This window comes from Kitasatospora albolonga (genome assembly GCA_002082585.1).
GTDB lineage: Bacteria > Actinomycetota > Actinomycetes > Streptomycetales > Streptomycetaceae > Streptomyces > Streptomyces stephensoniae.
Genome location: CP020563.1, coordinates 2,689,666 through 2,707,324 on the forward strand (window position 1 = coordinate 2,689,666; position 17,659 = coordinate 2,707,324).

Below are 17,659 nucleotides of genomic sequence, written 5' to 3' on the forward strand. Positions count from 1 at the left end.
GTCACGATACCTCCTTGTAGCCATCAGGTTCCCTTCCTAGCGTGGAACGGTGATCACTCCCCTCACTCCCGCCCCCGCCCCGCCCTCCCCGTCTCCCGGTGCCCTCGTGCGCCGGGCCTCCTTCGGCTCGGGGCGCGGCCGGAAACTGGCGGTGGCCGGGGCCGGGTTCGCGGGACACCAGGTGGCGGAGGCCCTGGTCCCGGTGGCGCTCGGGGTGGTCATCGACCGCGCGATCGGCCGGAACGACCCGGGGGCGCTGCTGGGCCTGCTGGCCGCGCTGGGCGCCCTGATCGGGGTGCTGATCCTCTGCTGGCGGACGGGCTCGCGCCTGACGACCGGGGTGTACGTGTACGGGGAGCACGATCTGCGCCTGCTGACGGCGGACCGGGCCCTGCACCCCCGGGGCACGGCCGGACGCCGTCCGCCCGGCGAGGTGCTCACGGTCGCCACCTCGGACGCCTCCAACGTCTCCGGCGTCTCCTGGCTGATCGCCGAACAGGGCGCGGCGCTGGCCGGGCTGCTCACCGCGTCACTCTCGCTCTTCCTCATCTCGTGGCAGCTCGCCACCGTCGTCCTCGCCGCGACGGCGGCCCAACTGGTGGTCCTGCACCGGCTGAGCGGCCCGCTGGAGAGCCGGGTCTACGCCGAGCAGCGAGAGGCCGCCCGCGCGGGGGCCCTGGCGACGGACTTCACGGCCGGGTTCCGGGTGCTCAAGGGGTTCGGCGCGGAGGGGACGGCGGCGCTGCGCTACCGGGAGGCGAGCCGGAGCTCGATGCGGGCGGCGCTGCGCCGGGTCCGCTCGCTGGCCGGACTGACGGCGCTCAACTCGGCGGTCTCCGGGGCGTTCCTCGCCGGTATCGCCCTGCTGGCGGCCTGGCACGCACTCGAAGGACGCCTCACGGTCGGCGAGTTCGTCACGGCGGTGGGGCTGGCGCAGGTGGTGGCGGGCCCGATGGAGACGCTGGGCTTCTTCGGCGCCTCCGTGGCCGCGAAGCGGGGCTCGGCACACCGGCTGGCGGAGCTGCTGGCGGAGCCGTACGCGGTACGGGAGACCCCTGCGGAGCACCAACTTGGCTCACCGGAAGGGCTCTTCGCCCTGCGCCACGGCACGGGGACGATCACCGCGCGGGCGGGTGAGCTGGTCGGGGTCCGGGCCTCCGGCGCGGTGGCCGGGGAGCTGACGGCCCTGGCCGCCTGCCGCCGGTCGCCGGAGCCGGGGCAGTACACGGTGGCGGGCCGGGACGCGGCGGGCCTCTCCCCCGACGACGTACGCCGAACGGTCCACGCACCCCCGCACGACGCGGCGGTCTTCACCGGCACGGTCACGGAGAACCTGGTCGCGGAAGCCGTGAGCACGACGGCGATCACCGCGTCCGGCCTGGACGACGTGCTGACCCACCTCCCCGACGGGCTCGGCTCGCAGGTGGGCGAGGGGGGCCGCTTCCTCTCCGGAGGCCAGCGCCAACGACTGCTGCTGGCAAGGGCGTTGCACCAGCCGCAACCCGTTCTGGTCCTGCATGAACCGACGACCTCGGTGGACACGGTGACGGAGGACCGGATCGCGCGGAATCTGAGCGACGACACGAGCCGGGCGATCGTTCTGATCACCACCAGCCCGACCCTGCTGAGCGCCTGCGACCGGGTGTACGACCTGACGCGGGAGCCGGTAGCCGTGGAGAGCGCCCGATGAGGACGACCACCGGCAGCGACACGGAGCGCGCGGTATCCCGACTCCCCGTCGCCACACCCCGCGAGACGGCCCGAACGACCCTCCGCCTGCTCGCCCGCCACCGCGTCCGGCTCACCGCGACGGTCCTGGTCCTGCTCGCCGCGACGGCCTCGGCCCTCGCCGTACCGGCCCTGCTCGGCACGATGGTGGACGCGGTGGCCGGGGGCCGCCCCTGGTCCGCGCTCCTGGCCCCCGCCGCAGGGATCGTCGCGGCGACGGCGGCGGGCGTCGGGCTCGGCTGGTGGGGCCAGCTGCTGCTGGCCCGCACCGCGCAGCACACGCTGGCGGGCCTGCGCGAGGAGGTCTTCGCCACGGCGGTGGCCCAGCCCACCTCCGTACTGGAGAAGACGGGCAGCGGGGATCTGGTGTCCCGGGTCGCCGGGGACGCCGAGGCGGTCAACACGGTCATCGGGCGCGTGCTTCCGGCCTTCGTGACCGCGCTGTTCACGATCGCGCTGACGCTGGTCGGCATCGGCGTCATCGACCCCCGCTTCGCGCTCGCGGTGCTGGTGGCGACCCCGGTCCAGTACGTGGCGCTGCGCCGCTTCCTGGCCCGCTCGGGCCCGGTCTACCGGTCCGCCCGCCAGGCGGAGGCGGTGCGCGGCCAGCAGCTCATCGAGACCCTGACGGGGGCGGACACCGTCACGTCCCTGCGCGCCCAGCCCCGGCACCGGGCCGCGATCGCCGCCACCTCCGAGCACGCGATCGGCCACGAACTGCGGGCGGTACGGCTGCGCACCACGTTCTACGGGCTCCTGAACCTCGCTGAGTTCATCGGTCTGGCCGCCGTCCTCACCGTGGGCTACCACCTGGTGGGCGCGGACGCGGTGACATTGGGCGCGGCAACGGCGGCGGCGCTCTACTTCCACCAACTGTTCGGCCCCATAGGCGTGCTGCTCTCCAACGTGGACGAACTCCAGAACGCGGGAGCGGGGTTGGCACGTCTGGTGGGGGTGCTGTCGCTCCCCGCACCGGACACGGGCGCCGGGGCGGAACCACGCGGGACCACTCCCCCGGCCGGGCGGCTGACCCTGGAGAACATCGCGTACGGCTACGCCCCCGGCCGCCGTACGCTCCACGGGGTGACGCTCACCGTCGAGCCGGGCGAGACGGTGGCGGTCGTCGGGGCGAGCGGTGCGGGCAAGACGACCCTCGCCAAGGTCGCGGCCGGCGTCCTGACCCCCGACACGGGCCGGGTCCTGCTGGACGGCACCCCGCTCGACCGCCTCCCGACGGCCGAACTCCGCCGCCGGGCCGTCCTGGTTAGCCAGGAGGTCCATGTCTTCGACGGCACGGTCGCGGAGGACCTCCGCCTGTTCGCGCCCGAGGCCACGGACGCCGAGATCCGCGCGGCGGCCGACCACCTGAACGCGACTGCCTGGCTCGACGCGCTCCCCGAGGGCCTGAACACACACGTCGGCGCGGGCGGCCACCCCCTCACCGCCGCCCAGGCCCAGCACCTCGCCCTGGTGCGGCTCGCTCTCGCGGCCCCGGCGGTCGCGCTGCTGGACGAGGCGACGGCGGAGGCCGGAACGGAGGACGCGGACCTGCTGGAGCACGCGGCGACGGCCGCGCTCACCGGACGTACGGGCATCGTCATCGCCCACCGCCTCGGCCAGGCGGCCCGCGCGGACCGGGTCGTCGTCATGGACGCGGGCCGCATCGTCGAGTCCGGCACGCACACGGCACTGCTGACGGCGGACGGCCCGTACGCGCGCCTGTGGGCAAGCTGGAACCGAAATGGCTAGTGGGCGGGGAGCTGGAAGCGAGCCCGCCACAGGTCGCGGAGGACCGCGATCTCGGCCATGTGGTGGATGAGTTCGAGGTTCGCGCCGAAGAGCACGCTGATGAACGGGTCGTCGGGGTCGGAGCCGTAGGGATACTGCGAGAAGCCGACGGTGTCGAGCTGCTCCTCGGTGACGGCCCCGAGGCTCTCGCGCCAGCGGTCGAGCTCCGCCCAGAACCGCTCCAGCGCCAGATCGGCGGAGGGCGCGAAGTCGACCATCAGCCGGGGCTCCCGCCGCCGCTCCCCGAACGACCACTCCCACTGACCGGCGAACCCGGAGTGCAGATGGCCGAGGCGCCAGGCGATGGTGGTGACGGGTACGACGTCGGGCTCCGGCTCCCCGGTGTGGGCGAGGACCTCCTCGACCCGCTCGACGCTCACGCTCCAGTCCTCGGCGATCTTCGCGACGGACATGCCCCCGGCGGCCTGCCGGGCGACCTCGGCGTACTCACTGGCCGGGATCTCCGGCGCCCCCTTGTCGATCACCCAGGCCCCCGGCCCGTACGCACGGGGCGTGACCGCCTCCTCCCGCGGCCGGATCGACCAGCACCCGTCCACGGGCTCCCACAGGTACTCCGCGTCACTGAGCCCGGTCAGCCGCACCTGGGCCGTCTCCCGGGCCTGGTCGAACTGCGCCAGCAGCAGCCCCAGCCGATCGGTCCGTACGCCTGTGGTTCCCATGCCCGGCTCCCCCTCGTCCTCGGCCCCGAGGGGGAAGGTAGCGACCCGTCCCGCGGGGCGCGACCGATTAACGGGGCTGCGGGGTGCGGCGGTTCAGACCCGTTCGCGAATCCAGGCGGCCAGGCCGCGGACGACTTCGGCGGAGGCGCCACCGAGGTGGACGAGGGCCCCGTCGGTGATGGTGGGGAAGTCTCCGTAGAGGGAGGGCAGGGAGAAACCGGCCTGCGAGAGCGCATCGGCGAGGTCCTTGGCGGCGAGGTTGCCTTCGACGAGAGCGGCGTCCTGGGCGGGTCGGTGGTGGTACACGGGGATCAGCCTTTCGACGTCAAGAGGGTTACGGATACGGGGACTTGCCCCTTACGCATCGCGCGGGGGCACCGAGAGCACGAACCCCAGCTCTCCGGCGGCGTCCACGACGAGGGACATGAGCTGTGCGGTGGTGAGCGCCTCGCGCCGCTCCCCGTGCGGGCCGAAGAGCAGGACGTACGCGGCCGGCTCGCCCCGGACCAGCGGCACCCGGAGCCCCGGGGTCGTTCCCGGCACCGGTCGTCCGGGCCTGTCTGTCACGGGGCTCCTCCAGAGCACGGGGGCCTCCGCCCGAGGGGGCGCCCTCCGGGGGCGGCGGCACGGAGAGGACGAAGTAAGCGGCCTTGCCCTGGGGCAGTACCCGTACACCCCAGTCATCGGCGAGGCTCTCCACGAGGATCAGCCCCCGCCCCGAGGTGGCGCCCGGCCCCGCGTCCCGGACCACCGGGAGACCGCCACCGCCGTCAACGACGGTCACAGTGAAGGCGGTTGCGGACCGCGTACAGATCACACGACAGGAGGGGCTGCCCGTGGCGTGCAGGACGGCATTGGTGACGAGTTCGCTGACGAGAAGCTCGGCGGTCTCCATGAGCTCGCCCGCGAACCCCCAGCCCGCCATCACCCCGCGTACAGACTTTCTAGCCGCCCGGACGGACCCCTCGGCAACGGGAAAGGTAAAGGTCGGCTCTTCGCTGTCCACCAGAGTTCGCCTCTCGGCAAGTGGCGAGGGCAGGCGAATTCCCCGCTCGCACCACGGGCGTTGCCACGCTTCGCCATCATGGAATGACGTTGCGTGACCGACGGGGACACCGTAGCGCTGCATACTCCCGATCTGCAAGTACCCTTTCGCATGTATGCATATCTACTTGCTGGCGCTCCCACCAGAGCAGCGGGCAGACTGTCCACCGACACATTCGAGGAGCGTGATGGGCCAGACGATCAGGAGCCGCCGACTCGGTTCGGACCTGCGGCAACTGCGCCGCAAGGCCAACCTGACGGCCGAGGCGGTCGGCACCGAACTCGGCTTCTCCCAGTCGAAGATGAGCCGGATAGAGAGCGGCGACGTCCGCGTCTCCCGCACCGACCTGAAGGCCCTGCTCGCCCTCTACGACGTCACCGACGAGAAGCAGATCACCGCGTTCGTGGAGGCGGCGAAGGACGCCAAGTCCCGTGGCTGGTGGATCGCTTACGAGGACGCGCTGCCGCGCGAGTACCGGGACTTCATCGCCCTGGAAGGCACGGCGGCCGGCATCCGAACGTTCGAGGGCATGATCGTGCCGGGCCTGATGCAGACGCCGGACTACACGCGCCACATCATCACGGCGGGACCGGCGGTGCTGCCGCCGGGCCACGTGGACTCGCTCATCAAGGTGCGGATGGAGCGCCAGTCCATCCTGGACGCCGACCAGCCCCCGAAGATCTGGGCGATCGTGACCGAGGGCGCACTGCGCCAGGTGGTCGGCGGCTACGCGGTGATGCTGGACCAGCTCAACCACCTGGCCCGCCTCACGGAGCGCAGCAACATCACGTTGCAGGTGCTGCCGTTCGAGGCGGGCGCACACGCGGGCGTCCAGTCCTCCTTCTGGCTCTTCGACTTCCCCACCGACCCCAGCATCGCCTGTGTGGCGAACCTGACCGGGACCCTGTTCATGGAACAGACGGGTCAACTCAACGCGTTCTCCGACGCGTTCGACAACCTCCGGGCCAGCGCGCTGAGCCCGGCAGATTCACTGACGCGCATCACCGACATCATGGATCTGATGCGCCGAGAACGAGACAAGAGGAACCCATCATGACCAGCGCCACCCCCACCGTCGTCGGCCCGTTCGTCAAGGCCACCGCCAGCGGCCAGCAGGATGCGTGCGTGGAGGTGGCCCCCCTCTCCGACGGCGGCCGAGCAGTCCGCGACAGCAAGAACCAGCACGGCCCCCGCCTCCACTTCGGCCCGGCCCAGTGGACCGCCTTCACCGACAGCATGAAGACTGCTGTCTGACCTACTCGCGAGCAGACCGAGGGAGTCACCTTGCCCGGCACCCCCACCATCGCCGGTCCCTTCATCAAAGCCACCGGCAGTGGACAACTGGGCGACTGCGTGGAGGTGGCCCCTCTCTCCGACGGCGGCCGGGCAGTCCGCGACAGCAAGAACCAGGACGGCCCGCGCCTCCACTTCGGCCCCGCCCAGTGGACGGCTTTCACCGACGGTGTGAAGGGCCAGGCGTACGGGGGCTGAACCAGCCCCACCCCCTGACCGGGCCGGGTCGCACGGAGCGCAGTTCGTGGGGGCCCGGTCCTTGTCATAGGCGGCCCTTAGGGTGACCCGATGGCCGCAGCGAAGAGAAGTCCGAAGAGCCCGATCGACGTCGAACCCGGCGCGGTATTCGCGTTCCGTACGTCGCCGCTCCACCCCGGCTCCCCGCCCGGGACCGGGCGCTTCGGCGCTCTCGCGGTGGTCGCGCGGGCGCCGGAGGTGATCGTCGTGGCCGTGTTCGACGGGGTGTGGGACCGGGTGCCCACGCTGGAGGAGGTACGGGGACAGCGGGTGCTGCGGCGTCGGCGGTTCGCGCACACGGGGAGGCCGGCGGTGTTCGCGTGCGGGGTGGAGGACACGACCGGGCTGAGTGACCTCACCGCGCTGGGGACCGCCCCGCTCACCGCCGAGCAGACGAAGCTGGCCGCCCCTTACCTCTCCCCCCGGAGCGTCGGCACGTCGTTCTCCACGCTCGCCCTGGCCGACTCCGACGTGGAGGGCGAGTGGCGCTGGGCGCACGACCGGGAGGCGCTGCTGCGGGAGCAGGAGGCGGTCGAGGAGCAGCGGAGGCTTGCGGCGGAGGCCGAGAAGGGACGGTACGCGGCGCGGCTGGCGGGGCTCACCTGGGAGCAGCTGCTCGCGGAGACCCCGTTCGAGGGCTGGACGCCGTCGCCGCCGTTTCCTCCGGCCGCGTTCCGGCGGGCGGCCGTCCGGCGGGTGCACCAGGCATGCCGGGAGCTGCGGGACGTGGGGCCGAAGCCCCGGAAGCCCGCCGTGCGGAAGGTGCTGAAGTCGCTGGTGCTGTGGTTCAACACGGCCGACCAGGCGGCGGGCTGGGTCATCGAGACGGAGGAGCGCGAGGACATCTGTTTCGTACTCGAAGAGCTGGCGCATGTCGCCGGGCACCCGTCGCTCGTCATGGAGGCCGACGAATGGCGTGAGTGGTGAGCGGCCGGAACAGGAGAGAATGAAAAAACCGTTGCCCCGCGAGCGAACTCGCGGGGCAACGGCCTACATGGGAATTGTGGAGATGGCGGGAATCGAACCCGCGTCCAACGGTGCGGAACCAGGGCTTCTCCGAGTGCAGTTCGCTACGCTTTTCTCGGCCCCGGAGGTCACGCGAACAAGCCTCCGACAGGCTCAGCCACTGTTTGATTTCCTTCTCGGCCCCGTGGCCGGGCCGAGAAGTTTAGATCCCTAGTTGATGCCAGGGTCCGGGTCGGGATCACCCCCGGGCTGACACTCCGCAGAGTCTTCGCTAGCTGCTAATTAGGCAGCAAGGGCGAAGGCGGAGGAATCGCGCTTGGAATTGGCGATTATTGTTTGCGACATATGGTTTACGAGATCATTGCCGCTTCCTCGACTCGCTTCCCCTGCTTCGACATCCGCTGTCGAAACCGATCATCCCCATGTGTATTTTTCAAAACGTGCGCCTTCGGTGAGGTGCACGGCCCATCGTACGTGAACAACGGCGGACGATGCCAGCGTATTCCCCCGCACGAGCCCGGCAGAGGCTCTCAGGCGCTGCGCTGCCGCCTGCGGGCCGCCGCGATGGCGCGGTTCGTCTCCCTCGTGTCCTGCTTCTCGCGAAGCGTCTGCCGCTTGTCGTACTCCTTCTTGCCCTTGGCGAGCGCGATCTCGACCTTCACCCGGCCGTCCTTGAAGTACAGGGCGAGCGGCACGATGGTGTGGCCGGTCTCCTGGGACTTGGACTCCAGCTTGTCGATCTCGGCCCGGTGCAGGAGCAGCTTGCGCTTGCGCTTGGCCGCGTGGTTGGTCCAGGTCCCCTGGACGTACTCGGGTACGTGGATGTTGTGCAGCCACGCCTCGTGGTCGTCGATCTGGACGAACCCGTCGACCAGGGAGGCCCGGCCCATGCGCAGGGACTTCACCTCGGTGCCCATGAGCACGAGGCCGCACTCGTAGGTGTCGAGGATGGTGTAGTCGTGCCGCGCCTTCTTGTTCTGCGCGATCATCTTGCGCCCGGTGTCTTTTTCCTTAGCCATAGTGCGGTCATTTTCGCACTACGACCCACCCCCGAGGCCACTCAATACCGTCTCGGCCCGCTGCTGGGCCCGCTCGTCCGCCACCAGGTCGGGTGTGATGCCCGTGCCCTCGACGCTGCGGCCGGCCGGGGTGCGGTAGTGGCCCACGGTCAGCTCGGCCACCGAACCGCCCGGGAGCTCGCTGGGCATCTGCACGGAGCCCTTGCCGAAGGTGCGTGAGCCGACGGTGACCGCGCGGCCCCGGTCCTGGAGGGCGCCGGTCAGCAGTTCGGCCGCGCTCATCGTGCCGCCGTCCACCAGGACCACCACGGGCCGCTCGGTGTCGCCGCCGGGGTCGGCGTAGAGGGCCTGTTCCTCGCCGCGTACGTCGTACGTGGCGACCAGGCCGCCGTCCAGGAAGGCGGAGGCGGCGGTGACGGCCTCGGTGACCAGACCTCCGGAGTTGGCACGGAGGTCCAGGAGTATCCCGGCGTCCCGGGGGGCCGCGCGGACCGCTTCGCGGACCTCGGCCCCGGCTCCCTTGGTGAAGGCGGCGACCTTGACGAGGAGGGCCGAGGAGGGGCCGGTGCCCAGACGGCGCACGGTGACCGCGTCGGGGGTCAGCCGGGCCCGTTCCAGCGTCCGTGTGGAGGGTTTTCCGTCCCGTACGAGACCGAGGACGACGCGGGTGCCTTCCCCGGCCCCCGTACCGTCACCGCGGAGTAAGGCGACCACCTCGGGGACGGGTTTCCGGTCCACCCGGCGGCCGTCGAGCGTGCGGAGCAGGTCGCCCTCGCGGATACCGGCCCGGTCGGCGGGGCCCCCGGGCTGGACCCGGGAGACGGCGACGCCCCCGCCCTCGGTGCGGCGGGCGGAGAGGCCGACGCCCAGGTACGAACCGTCGAGGGACTGCTCGAACTCCTCGTACTCCCGCTCGTCGTACACCGCCCCCCAGCGGTCCCCGCTCCGGCTGACGACCTCCCCGGCCGCCTCCTTCACGGACTTCCCGTCGGCCGCGGCCCGCGCCGCCGCGTCCTCGATCTCCTGCCGGTCGACCGGGGCGTGACGGGAGGCGACCGTACGGGCCGGGAGTTCGGGTACGGGGTCGGGGTCCTGCGGCAGCGAACCGGTCGCCGCGCCCGTGGCGAGGACACACCCGAAGACCAATGTCAGGGCCGCCCCGCGGCAGAGGCCGCGGGGCCGGAAGCGGTGCGAACAACCCGACATGGCGCCGAGTCTAGGACAAGCCTCCTGGGGCGCACGGGTGATCGACCGTGCGCCCCGGGAGGCGTACGTCACCATGGACCGCGGCGAGCCTGCGATCGGACGAGTGGGGGAATTCGCCCGCGCTCGACGGCATAGCGGCACTAACCTCGCATCATGACGGCACTACCGAAGGCCGAGGATGCCGGGTATGCCCGGTACACGTACCGACTCCGTGTGTCGTCCACCTCCCTCACTTCGCTGATGTCCGAATGGGACAGGTGCCGGTGGGTGTGGAATCAGTGCGTCGCGGAATCCCGCGCGGCGCACAGGGCCGGAGACGCGTGTGGCCCTGCCCGGTTGGGCAAGTTGCTGACCGGCTGGCGTGCCGGGCAGGAGTGGCTGCGTCAGGGCGCGTGTGTGCCGCAGCAGCAGATCATCCGCGATTTCGCCGGGCCCGCACCAAGGGCCTCAAGGACATCAAGGCCCGGTTACCCGTCAAGCGGCGTGCGGGGATGCCCAAGTTCAAGAAGAAGGAGCTGTCGGCGCCGACGCTGAGCTATACCCGGCGCGGCTTCCGCCTCAAGGGCGGGCGTCTGCACCTTGCGGGCGGCATCGTCCTGACGGTGGTCTGGTCACGCGATCTGCCCGACCGGCCCTCCAGCGTTCGTATCCACCGCGACCCCCTCGGCCACTGGTACGCGTCCTTCGTCGTCCGGGTCGAGGCCCAGCCGCTACCGGAGACGGGCCGGAGCATCGGTATCGACTGGGGCGTGAAGGAGACAGCGACCACCACCAGCGACGCCCACGATCTCGCCCATCCCGGATACGGGAAGAAGGCGGCCGGGGAGTTGGCCGGGCACCAGCGGCGGATGGCCCGACGGAGACCTCAGCGCGGCCGGGCCGCCTCGAAGGGGTACAGGCGCGCCAAGCGGCACGCCGCGAAGGTACACAGGAAGATCGCCCGGCAGCGGCAGGACACCGCCCGCAAGTGGGCCAAGAAGGTCGTGACGGACTTCGACCTGCTCGCGGTGGAGGACTTCAGGCCGAAGTTCCTCGCCCGGTCGGCAATGGCCCGCAAGGCGACCGACGCTGCGATCTCGGCCACCAAGCGCGAACTGATCAACATGGCACGCAAACACCGGCGCACACTGCATCTGGTGCACCCCGCCCACACCACCATGGACTGCGGACACTGCGGAGCGAGAGCCAAGCACGCACTTCCGCTGTCGGAACGTACCTACACCTGCACCGCGTGCGGAGCTGTGTCCCCCCAGGGACAAGAACTCCGCACGCGTGATGCTCGTCCGGGCCGGTCTGGACCCGGCTGGTGCCGATCGCGGAAGACCTGACAGCCCGCCGGGCTGCCGGGCAGCGTGAGCCAGGAATCCCCCCGGCTCCTGCCGGGGGGAGCACTCAAACCTTCAGATACTTGCGCAGCGCGAAGAGAGCGGCGACGGCCGGCATCAGGAGGCCGATCGCGAGCACCAGCGGCAGCTTCGTCAGAACCGCGTCCCAGCCGATGAAGTTGATCAGGTTCAGCTTCTCCTGGAGGGCGAGACCGCCGTCGATCAGGAAGTACCGGCCGCCGAGCAGCATCGCGCAGGCCAGCAGACCGCCGATGAGGCCGGCGACGGCCGCCTCCATGATGAAGGGGGCCTGGATGTAGAAGCCGGAGGCGCCCACCAGGCGCATGATTCCTGTTTCACGTCTCCGGCTGAACGCGGAGACGCGCACGGTGTTGACGATCAGGATCAACGCGATGACCAGCATCAGGATCATCACGTAGATCGCGACGACGTTCATGCCGTTCATCAGCTCGAAGAGGTTGTCCAGGATGGACCGCTGGTCCTGGACGGACTGCACCCCGTCCCGCCCCGCGAAGGCCGTCGCGACGACCTTGTACTTCTGCGGGTCCTTCAGTTTGACGCGGAACGACTCCTGCATCTGGTCGGGCGTGATGTTGCCCGCCATCGGGGAGTCGCCGAACTGCTCCTGGTAGTGCTTGTACGCCTCGTCGACCGTCTCGAAGTGGACCGGCTTCTGCACGGCGTCCATCTTCTCGAGGTCGGCCTTGATCTGCTTCTTCTGCTCGGCGGTGACAGCGCCCTTGGCACACTTGGGCATGTCCTTGGCGTCGTTCTTGTTGCAGAGGAAGATCGAGACGTTGACCTTGTCGTACCAGTAGTCCTTCATCGTGCTGACCTGTTCGCGCATCAGCAGCGCGCCCCCGAACAGGGCGAGCGAGAGGGCGACGGAGACCACGACGGCGAAGGTCATCGTGAGGTTGCGACGGAGACCGACGCCGATCTCCGACAGGACGAACTGGGCGCGCATGGCGTCCTTTCAGTACTCGATGCTCGACATGCACGAGGGGCCCGGGGGCGCCCTCGGTCAGTGCTGGTAGCCGTAGACGCCGCGTGCCTGGTCGCGTACGAGACGGCCCTGTTCGAGCTCGATGACGCGCTTGCGCATCTGGTCGACGATGTTCTGGTCGTGGGTCGCCATGATCACGGTGGTGCCGGTCCGGTTGATCCGGTCCAGCAGCTTCATGATGCCGACGGAGGTCTGCGGGTCGAGGTTGCCGGTCGGCTCGTCCGCGATCAGCAGCATCGGGCGGTTGACGAAGGCCCGGGCGATCGCCACGCGCTGCTGCTCACCACCGGAGAGCTCACCGGGCATGCGCTCCTCCTTGCCGCCGAGGCCGACGAGGTCGAGCACCTGGGGCACGGCCTTGCGGATCTCGCCGCGGGGCTTGCCGATGACCTCCTGGGCGAAGGCCACGTTCTGCGCGACGGTCTTGTTGGGCAGCAGGCGGAAGTCCTGGAAGACCGTCCCCAGCTGGCGGCGCATCTGCGGCACCTTCCAGTTGGACAGCCGCGCGAGGTCCTTGCCGAGCACATGGACCATGCCCGTGCTGGCGCGCTCCTCACGCAGGATGAGCCGCATGAAGGTCGACTTGCCGGAGCCGGAGGAGCCCACCAGGAAGACGAACTCACCCTTCTCGATGTCCAGCGAGACATCGCGCAGAGCCGGTCGGGTCTGCTTCGGGTAGGTCTTGGAGACGTTGTCGAATCGGATCACGGATGCACCACGGTCGGCCGGGAGTAGGTGAGCGTGACCATACGCGAACCGGGCTCACGCGTGCAGGCGGCGTCCGGCAATGGGCGATTTATGGTGGATCGCCGCCCGGTACGCATCGGGTCGGACCGTCCCTTGTCCGGCGGGCCGCGCCGAAAACGGCGGGAGCTGGCACAGTGGTGGGGGGAACGGTCGCGTTTCCCGGAGCGTTGTGCGGAGAGAGAGCAGTCAGCGGCTCCGCCGCGCGGGAGGAGGAATGCGCATGACCTATGACCGACTGGTGTGCGCGAACTGCGCGTCCCCCGTGAGTGAGGGGCGCTGCCGCGTCTGCCGTGCCGTGCGGCAGCAGATGCTGGAGGAGCAGGGGCAGGGCCCGCTGGCCGGGATGAGCCCCGCCATGCTGATCGCGCTGATGGTCGTGCTGCTGACGGCGCTCGCGCTGCTGGCCCACCAGACCGCCTGACCCGCACCGGGCCCGTCTGACCCCGCACCGGGCTGTCCGCCGCGCAGCTGCCGCTGTGTGGGTCCGCTGTGCCCCGAGAGAGCCCCGGAACGTCCGCGTACGGCCGCTGGAGCGGTTCACGCGCGCGGAAAGGCCCGGGAGGCGTTGTGCGGCCTCCCGGGCCTTTCGCTGTGCCGTGCCGGACCGTGTACGGGGCCTCAGGTGCGCTCGTACGCGGTCGTCAGCGGGTTCTGGGCGGGTCCCCGGGACCCCGGGGGCCCCGGTTACCGGACGACGGCCCGGCTACCGGGCGACGAGAACCTAGGCGACCGTGCGGCCGCCGCCGACCAGGCGCGGCAGGACGCGGAAGCCGATGCCACCGGCGATCATCGTCGCGGCACCGATGACCAGGAAGCCGGTCTCGGCCGCACCGGTCTCGGCGAGCTCTTCCTTGCCCTTGCTCTGCTCGACCGGCTGGTTGCCGACGCTGTCGGTGTCCGTGTTGTCGGCGCACTCGACCACACCGGAGTCGACGGTGCAGGCGTCGTCGCCACCGGTCGCGGAGCCGGAGGTGCCGGAGCCGTCGGGGGTGGAGCCGGTGGAGCCGGAGCCCGAGGTGCCGGTCGAGCCGGCGGTCCCGGTGGTACCGCCGTTACCGCCGGTGGCGCTGTTGCCGCCGGTGTTCCCACCGTTGCCGCCATTGCCACCGTTGCCGCCGGTGTTGCCACCATTGCCGCTGGTGTTGCCGCCCTGGGACGCGCCGCCCTGGTTACCGCCCTCGGAGGTTGCGCCCTCGTTGCCGCCCTCGGACGTGGCACCCTCGTTGCCACCCTCAGAGGTGGCACCCTCGTTACCGCCCTCGGAGGTGGCGCCCTCGTTACCGCCTTCAGAGGTGGCGCCCTCGTTGCCACCCTCGGACGTGGCACCCTCGTTACCGCCCTCGGAGGTCGCGCCCTCGTTACCGCCCTCGGAGGTCGCGCCCTCGTTACCGCCCTCGGACGTGGCGCCCTCGTTGCCACCCTCAGAGGTGGCACCTTCGTTGCCGCCCTCGGACGTGGCGCCCTCGGAGGTGCCGCCCTGGTCGGCGCCCCCGATCGGGTTCTCCTCGTTCTGGACCGACACATCGGCGCTGAGGCCGCCGCCGTCCACACCGATACCGATGCCGACCGCCTGCGCCGCGCCCGCGGCGGTCAGCGAGGCACCCGCGGCGATAACCGCACCGGCGGCTATCCGCGCGACGCGAACGCGCGTCTTCTTCGTCATCTGTTGCTACCCCCAGTAGCTGATCTCGTCATTGGAGCAGCCATATGCGGGCCACGGCGGCCCGCGGGGAAATCACTTTCGGCAGGGCCACGTCGTGCCGTGGTCACCCCGCCCGTCCCCCGGTTCACACCCGTCCCAGACATACGCATGCTGCTCTAGCACCCTGTCCAGAGCCAAGGATTACGTCAAGGCCGTTCCGTGCAGTACGCACCCTTATGGGGGCTCCTGACGGCTATGCGAAAGCACGACTGTGACGCATCGGGCACAGTTTCCCCCCAACTCGCCACGGGCCCCCGTAACGCGGGCGGGCCCGGACAGTTCCCTGTCCGGGCCCAACGTGCGTACGGCGGAGGTTACTTCTCGCTCTGCTTGCGCCAGCGGATGCCCGCCTCGACGAAACCGTCGATCTCGCCGTTGAAGACCGCTTCCGGGTTGCCCATCTCGAACTCCGTACGCAGGTCCTTGACCATCTGGTACGGGTGGAGGACGTACGAACGCATCTGGTTGCCCCAGGAGTTGCCGCCGTCGCCCTTGAGCGCGTTCATCTTCGCCTGTTCCTCCTGGCGGCGGCGCTCGAGGAGCTTGGCCTGGAGGACGTTCATCGCGGACGCCTTGTTCTGGATCTGCGAGCGCTCGTTCTGGCAGGAGACGACGATGCCGGTCGGCAGGTGGGTCAGGCGGACCGCGGAGTCCGTGGTGTTGACGCCCTGTCCGCCGGGGCCCGAGGAGCGGTACACGTCGATGCGCAGCTCGGACTCGTCGATCTCGATGTGGTCGGTCTGCTCGACGACCGGGAGCACCTCGACGCCCGCGAAGGACGTCTGACGGCGGCCCTGGTTGTCGAAGGGCGAGATCCGGACCAGGCGGTGGGTGCCCTGCTCGACGGAGAGGGTGCCGTAGGCGTACGGGACCTGGACGGTGAAGGTGGTCGACTTGATGCCGGCCTCTTCCGCGTACGCGGTCTCGTAGACCTCGGTCTTGTAGTTGTGCCGCTCGGCCCAGCGGAGGTACATGCGCTGGAGCTTCTCCGCGAAGTCGGCGGCGTCGACGCCACCGGCCTCGGCGCGGATGGTGACGAGCGCCTCGCGGGCGTCGTACTCGCCGGACAGGAGGGTACGCACCTCCATCTCGTCCAGCGCCTTCTTCACCGACTCCAGCTCGGCCTCGGCCTCGGCCAGCGTGTCGGCGTCGCCCTCGTCCTCGGCGAGCTCGAAGAGGACTCCGAGGTCGTCGATGCGACCGCGCAGGGCCTCGGCCTTGCGGACCTCGGCCTGGAGGTGCGAAAGCTTGCTGGTGATCTTCTGGGCCGCGTCCGGGTCGTCCCAGAGGGACGGTGCCGCTGCCTGCTCCTCGAGCGCGGCGATGTCCGCCCTCAGCGCATCCAGGTCCAGGACGGCCTCGATCGACCCCATGGTCGAGGAGAGGGACTTCAGCTCTTCGGAAATATCGACGACTGCCACGGGTCCAGCGTAACGGCATGGCGGATGAAGCTTGCCCTCCCCCGGGAACCGGAGGGGGAAACCGGCCCGGGGCCGGTCCCCCGAACCGCCGCGCGACGGGTCCTCTACGGGGTCGCCGGTGCCGAGTTCTCGCTGTCCTGGGGCCCCGCCGGGCCTCCGTCGCCGCCGCCCGTCGCGAACCAGCCGCCCACCGCGAGGGCCGCGCACAGCAGGAGTGCGGCGGCACCCAGGGTGATCCGGCGCTTGCGGACGGCCGCCGCCTTGTTACGGGCGGAGCCGGGGCGCGGCTTTCCGGGCGCGCGGGGGGCGCGGGCGGTGCCGAGGGGGCCGCCGGCCAGCTCGTCGGGGGCGGGGACGCGCATGCTCGTGTGGGTGTCCCGGTTGGAGTCCGGGGACGAGCCGGGCACCAGCGGGACCGCGCCACGGCGGCGGGGCTCCTCGGCGGCGGGGGTGTACTGCTGCTCGTCGTACGCGGGTGCCTGCTGCTCCGCCTCGTCGCCGCCGGGCTCGTCCACGTCCAGGGGCGGGATACCGGCGAGGAGCGGGAGCAGCTCGCGCAGCCGTACGGCGAGCTCGGAGGCGCGCAGCCGGGAGGCCGGGGCCTTGGCCAGGCACTGCACCAGGAGCTGCCAGAGCTCCTCGGGGATGCCGGGGAGCGGGACGACGGTCTCGGTGACATGGCGGCGCAGGACCGCGCCGGGGTGGCCGCCGCCGAAGGGGGTGAACCCGGCGAGGAGCTCGTACAGCACGGTCGCGAGCGCGTAGATGTCGACGGCGGCGCGCGGCGGGAGGCCCTCGACGATCTCGGGGGCCAGATAGTCCGGCGTACCGATGATCTTGGTGGCCTTGGTGCGGCGCGGGGTGTCGATGAGCTTGGCCACGCCGAAGTCGGTGAGCAGGGCCGGGTGGGCGCCGCCGGGGCCGAGGGGGCCCTCCATGTCGAGCAGGATGTTCTCCGGCTTGACGTCCCGGTGGACGATCTGGGCCTTGTGGGCGGCGGCCAGGCCGTCGGCGACGTCCGCGATGATCGCGACGGCGGCCTCGGGGGCGAGGCGGCGTTCGCGGTCCAGGCGGGTACGCAGGTCGGTGCCGCGTACGAGGGTCATGACGAGGGCGAGGTCGTTGCCGTCCACCACGAGGTCCCGGACGGCGACCACGTTGGGGTGGTCGAGCCCGAGCAGGGCGGTGCGCTCCTGTACGAAGCGGCCCACGAGTTCCTGGTCGGACGCGAGGTCCTCACGGAGCAGCTTGATGGCGACCGGGCCCTCGGGCCCCTCGCCGAGCCACACCGTGCCGGCGCTGCCGCGCCCCAGGATCTGGTGGGCCGTGTACCGGCTGCCGATATTCCGTGCCAAGACTGCTCCCTCAGCGGCTGGCGGTGGACCCCGGTCGACCAAGTTACGCGGCGTTCGGGGTGCTGCATGCCCGGGACGGCGCCAACCTGCACTTCTCCGGACCGAATCGGCCCGGAGAAG

At 70.8% G+C, this 17,659-nt stretch carries 16 protein-coding genes, 1 other RNA gene and 3 pseudogenes; 8 read left to right on the forward strand and 12 right to left on the reverse strand.

Annotated features, from left to right (window positions below):
• The first annotated feature begins 52 nt into the window (after positions 1-52).
• Together B7C62_11625 and B7C62_11630 are read left to right on the forward strand one after the other, a co-directional pair.
• Positions 53-1,690, forward strand: a complete 1,638-nt coding sequence (locus B7C62_11625; protein ID ARF77108.1) for an ABC transporter ATP-binding protein — start codon at positions 53-55, stop codon at positions 1,688-1,690.
• Positions 1,687-3,477 (forward strand): multidrug ABC transporter ATP-binding protein, encoded by a 1,791-nt coding sequence (locus B7C62_11630; protein ARF72851.1) that lies wholly within the window; start codon positions 1,687-1,689, stop codon positions 3,475-3,477. Before B7C62_11625 ends, B7C62_11630 begins: the two co-directional genes overlap by 4 nt.
• Here the strand turns inward: B7C62_11630 and B7C62_11635 are convergent.
• From B7C62_11635 to B7C62_11650, 4 genes and pseudogenes are all read right to left on the reverse strand, one after another.
• On the reverse strand, positions 3,474-4,196 hold the full coding sequence (locus tag B7C62_11635) for a hypothetical protein (protein ID ARF72852.1): 723 nt from the start codon (positions 4,194-4,196) through the stop codon (positions 3,474-3,476). The genes B7C62_11630 and B7C62_11635 overlap by 4 nt on opposite strands.
• 93 nt (positions 4,197-4,289) lie before the next feature.
• On the reverse strand, positions 4,290-4,502 hold the full coding sequence (locus B7C62_11640; protein ARF72853.1) for a hypothetical protein: 213 nt from the start codon (positions 4,500-4,502) through the stop codon (positions 4,290-4,292).
• 51 nt (positions 4,503-4,553) lie between these two features.
• On the reverse strand, positions 4,554-4,763 hold the full coding sequence (locus tag B7C62_11645; GenBank protein ID ARF72854.1) for a hypothetical protein: 210 nt from the start codon (positions 4,761-4,763) through the stop codon (positions 4,554-4,556).
• A gap of 109 nt (positions 4,764-4,872) precedes the next feature.
• Positions 4,873-5,325: pseudogene (locus B7C62_11650) on the reverse strand (hypothetical protein).
• A gap of 103 nt (positions 5,326-5,428) precedes the next feature.
• Between B7C62_11650 and B7C62_11655 the strand changes: the two are divergent.
• The 4 genes and pseudogenes from B7C62_11655 to B7C62_11670 all read left to right on the forward strand — a co-directional run bounded on the left by B7C62_11655 (position 5,429) and on the right by B7C62_11670 (position 7,540).
• A complete protein-coding gene (locus B7C62_11655) occupies positions 5,429-6,298 on the forward strand; it encodes a hypothetical protein (protein ID ARF72855.1) in 870 nt (289 codons plus the stop codon).
• Entirely contained in the window at positions 6,295-6,495 is a 201-nt protein-coding gene (locus B7C62_11660; protein ID ARF72856.1) for a DUF397 domain-containing protein, read from the forward strand. Before B7C62_11655 ends, B7C62_11660 begins: the two co-directional genes overlap by 4 nt.
• A gap of 30 nt (positions 6,496-6,525) precedes the next feature.
• Entirely contained in the window at positions 6,526-6,732 is a 207-nt protein-coding gene (locus B7C62_11665) for a DUF397 domain-containing protein (protein ID ARF72857.1), read from the forward strand.
• 123 nt (positions 6,733-6,855) lie between these two features.
• Positions 6,856-7,540: pseudogene (locus B7C62_11670) on the forward strand (hypothetical protein).
• A gap of 232 nt (positions 7,541-7,772) precedes the next feature.
• Here B7C62_11670 and ssrA read toward each other — a convergent pair.
• The 3 genes from ssrA to B7C62_11685 form a co-directional block, all read right to left on the reverse strand.
• Positions 7,773-8,159, reverse strand: a transfer-messenger RNA (tmRNA) gene (gene ssrA / locus B7C62_11675).
• Between the two features lie 108 nt (positions 8,160-8,267).
• A complete protein-coding gene (locus B7C62_11680; protein ARF72858.1) occupies positions 8,268-8,756 on the reverse strand; it encodes an SsrA-binding protein in 489 nt (162 codons plus the stop codon).
• Positions 8,757-8,774: 18 nt separating this feature from the next.
• Positions 8,775-9,962, reverse strand: a complete 1,188-nt coding sequence (locus B7C62_11685) for a peptidase S41 (GenBank protein ARF72859.1) — start codon at positions 9,960-9,962, stop codon at positions 8,775-8,777.
• Between the two features lie 491 nt (positions 9,963-10,453).
• Between B7C62_11685 and B7C62_11690 the strand changes: the two are divergent.
• Positions 10,454-11,318, forward strand: a pseudogene (locus B7C62_11690) (transposase).
• A gap of 36 nt (positions 11,319-11,354) precedes the next feature.
• Here B7C62_11690 and B7C62_11695 read toward each other — a convergent pair.
• Both B7C62_11695 and B7C62_11700 read right to left on the reverse strand, forming a co-directional pair.
• Positions 11,355-12,275 carry a cell division protein FtsX gene (locus tag B7C62_11695; protein ID ARF72860.1) on the reverse strand — a complete coding sequence of 307 codons (921 nt, stop codon included), beginning with the start codon at positions 12,273-12,275 and terminating at the stop codon, positions 11,355-11,357.
• 57 nt (positions 12,276-12,332) lie between these two features.
• Positions 12,333-13,022 carry a cell division ATP-binding protein FtsE gene (locus tag B7C62_11700; GenBank protein ID ARF72861.1) on the reverse strand — a complete coding sequence of 230 codons (690 nt, stop codon included), beginning with the start codon at positions 13,020-13,022 and terminating at the stop codon, positions 12,333-12,335.
• 259 nt (positions 13,023-13,281) lie between these two features.
• Here B7C62_11700 and B7C62_11705 point away from each other — a divergent pair, with 259 nt between their 5' ends.
• A complete protein-coding gene (locus tag B7C62_11705) occupies positions 13,282-13,482 on the forward strand; it encodes a hypothetical protein (GenBank protein ID ARF77109.1) in 201 nt (66 codons plus the stop codon).
• Between the two features lie 300 nt (positions 13,483-13,782).
• Here B7C62_11705 and B7C62_11710 read toward each other — a convergent pair whose 3' ends face one another.
• The 3 genes from B7C62_11710 to B7C62_11720 all read right to left on the reverse strand — a co-directional run bounded on the left by B7C62_11710 (position 13,783) and on the right by B7C62_11720 (position 17,539).
• Positions 13,783-14,724, reverse strand: coding sequence for a hypothetical protein (locus B7C62_11710; GenBank protein ID ARF72862.1), 942 nt, complete (start codon positions 14,722-14,724; stop codon positions 13,783-13,785).
• 353 nt (positions 14,725-15,077) lie between these two features.
• Entirely contained in the window at positions 15,078-16,184 is a 1,107-nt protein-coding gene (locus tag B7C62_11715; GenBank protein ID ARF72863.1) for a peptide chain release factor 2, read from the reverse strand.
• 104 nt (positions 16,185-16,288) lie between these two features.
• Positions 16,289-17,539: a serine/threonine protein kinase gene (locus B7C62_11720; protein ID ARF72864.1), complete on the reverse strand. Its 1,251-nt coding sequence runs from the start codon at positions 17,537-17,539 to the stop codon at positions 16,289-16,291.
• Positions 17,540-17,659: the final 120 nt, after the last annotated feature.

Coding starts and splice junctions, on each gene's coding strand:
- B7C62_11630 (ARF72851.1), top strand. CDS start 1,687: ATGAGGACGACCACCGGCAGCGACACGGAGCGCGCGGTATCCCGACTC.
- B7C62_11635 (ARF72852.1), bottom strand. CDS start 4,196: ATGGGAACCACAGGCGTACGGACCGATCGGCTGGGGCTGCTGCTGGCG.
- B7C62_11655 (ARF72855.1), top strand. CDS start 5,429: ATGGGCCAGACGATCAGGAGCCGCCGACTCGGTTCGGACCTGCGGCAA.
- B7C62_11660 (ARF72856.1), top strand. CDS start 6,295: ATGACCAGCGCCACCCCCACCGTCGTCGGCCCGTTCGTCAAGGCCACC.
- B7C62_11680 (ARF72858.1), bottom strand. CDS start 8,756: ATGGCTAAGGAAAAAGACACCGGGCGCAAGATGATCGCGCAGAACAAG.
- B7C62_11685 (ARF72859.1), bottom strand. CDS start 9,962: ATGTCGGGTTGTTCGCACCGCTTCCGGCCCCGCGGCCTCTGCCGCGGG.
- B7C62_11695 (ARF72860.1), bottom strand. CDS start 12,275: ATGCGCGCCCAGTTCGTCCTGTCGGAGATCGGCGTCGGTCTCCGTCGC.
- B7C62_11705 (ARF77109.1), top strand. CDS start 13,282: ATGACCTATGACCGACTGGTGTGCGCGAACTGCGCGTCCCCCGTGAGT.
- B7C62_11710 (ARF72862.1), bottom strand. CDS start 14,724: ATGACGAAGAAGACGCGCGTTCGCGTCGCGCGGATAGCCGCCGGTGCG.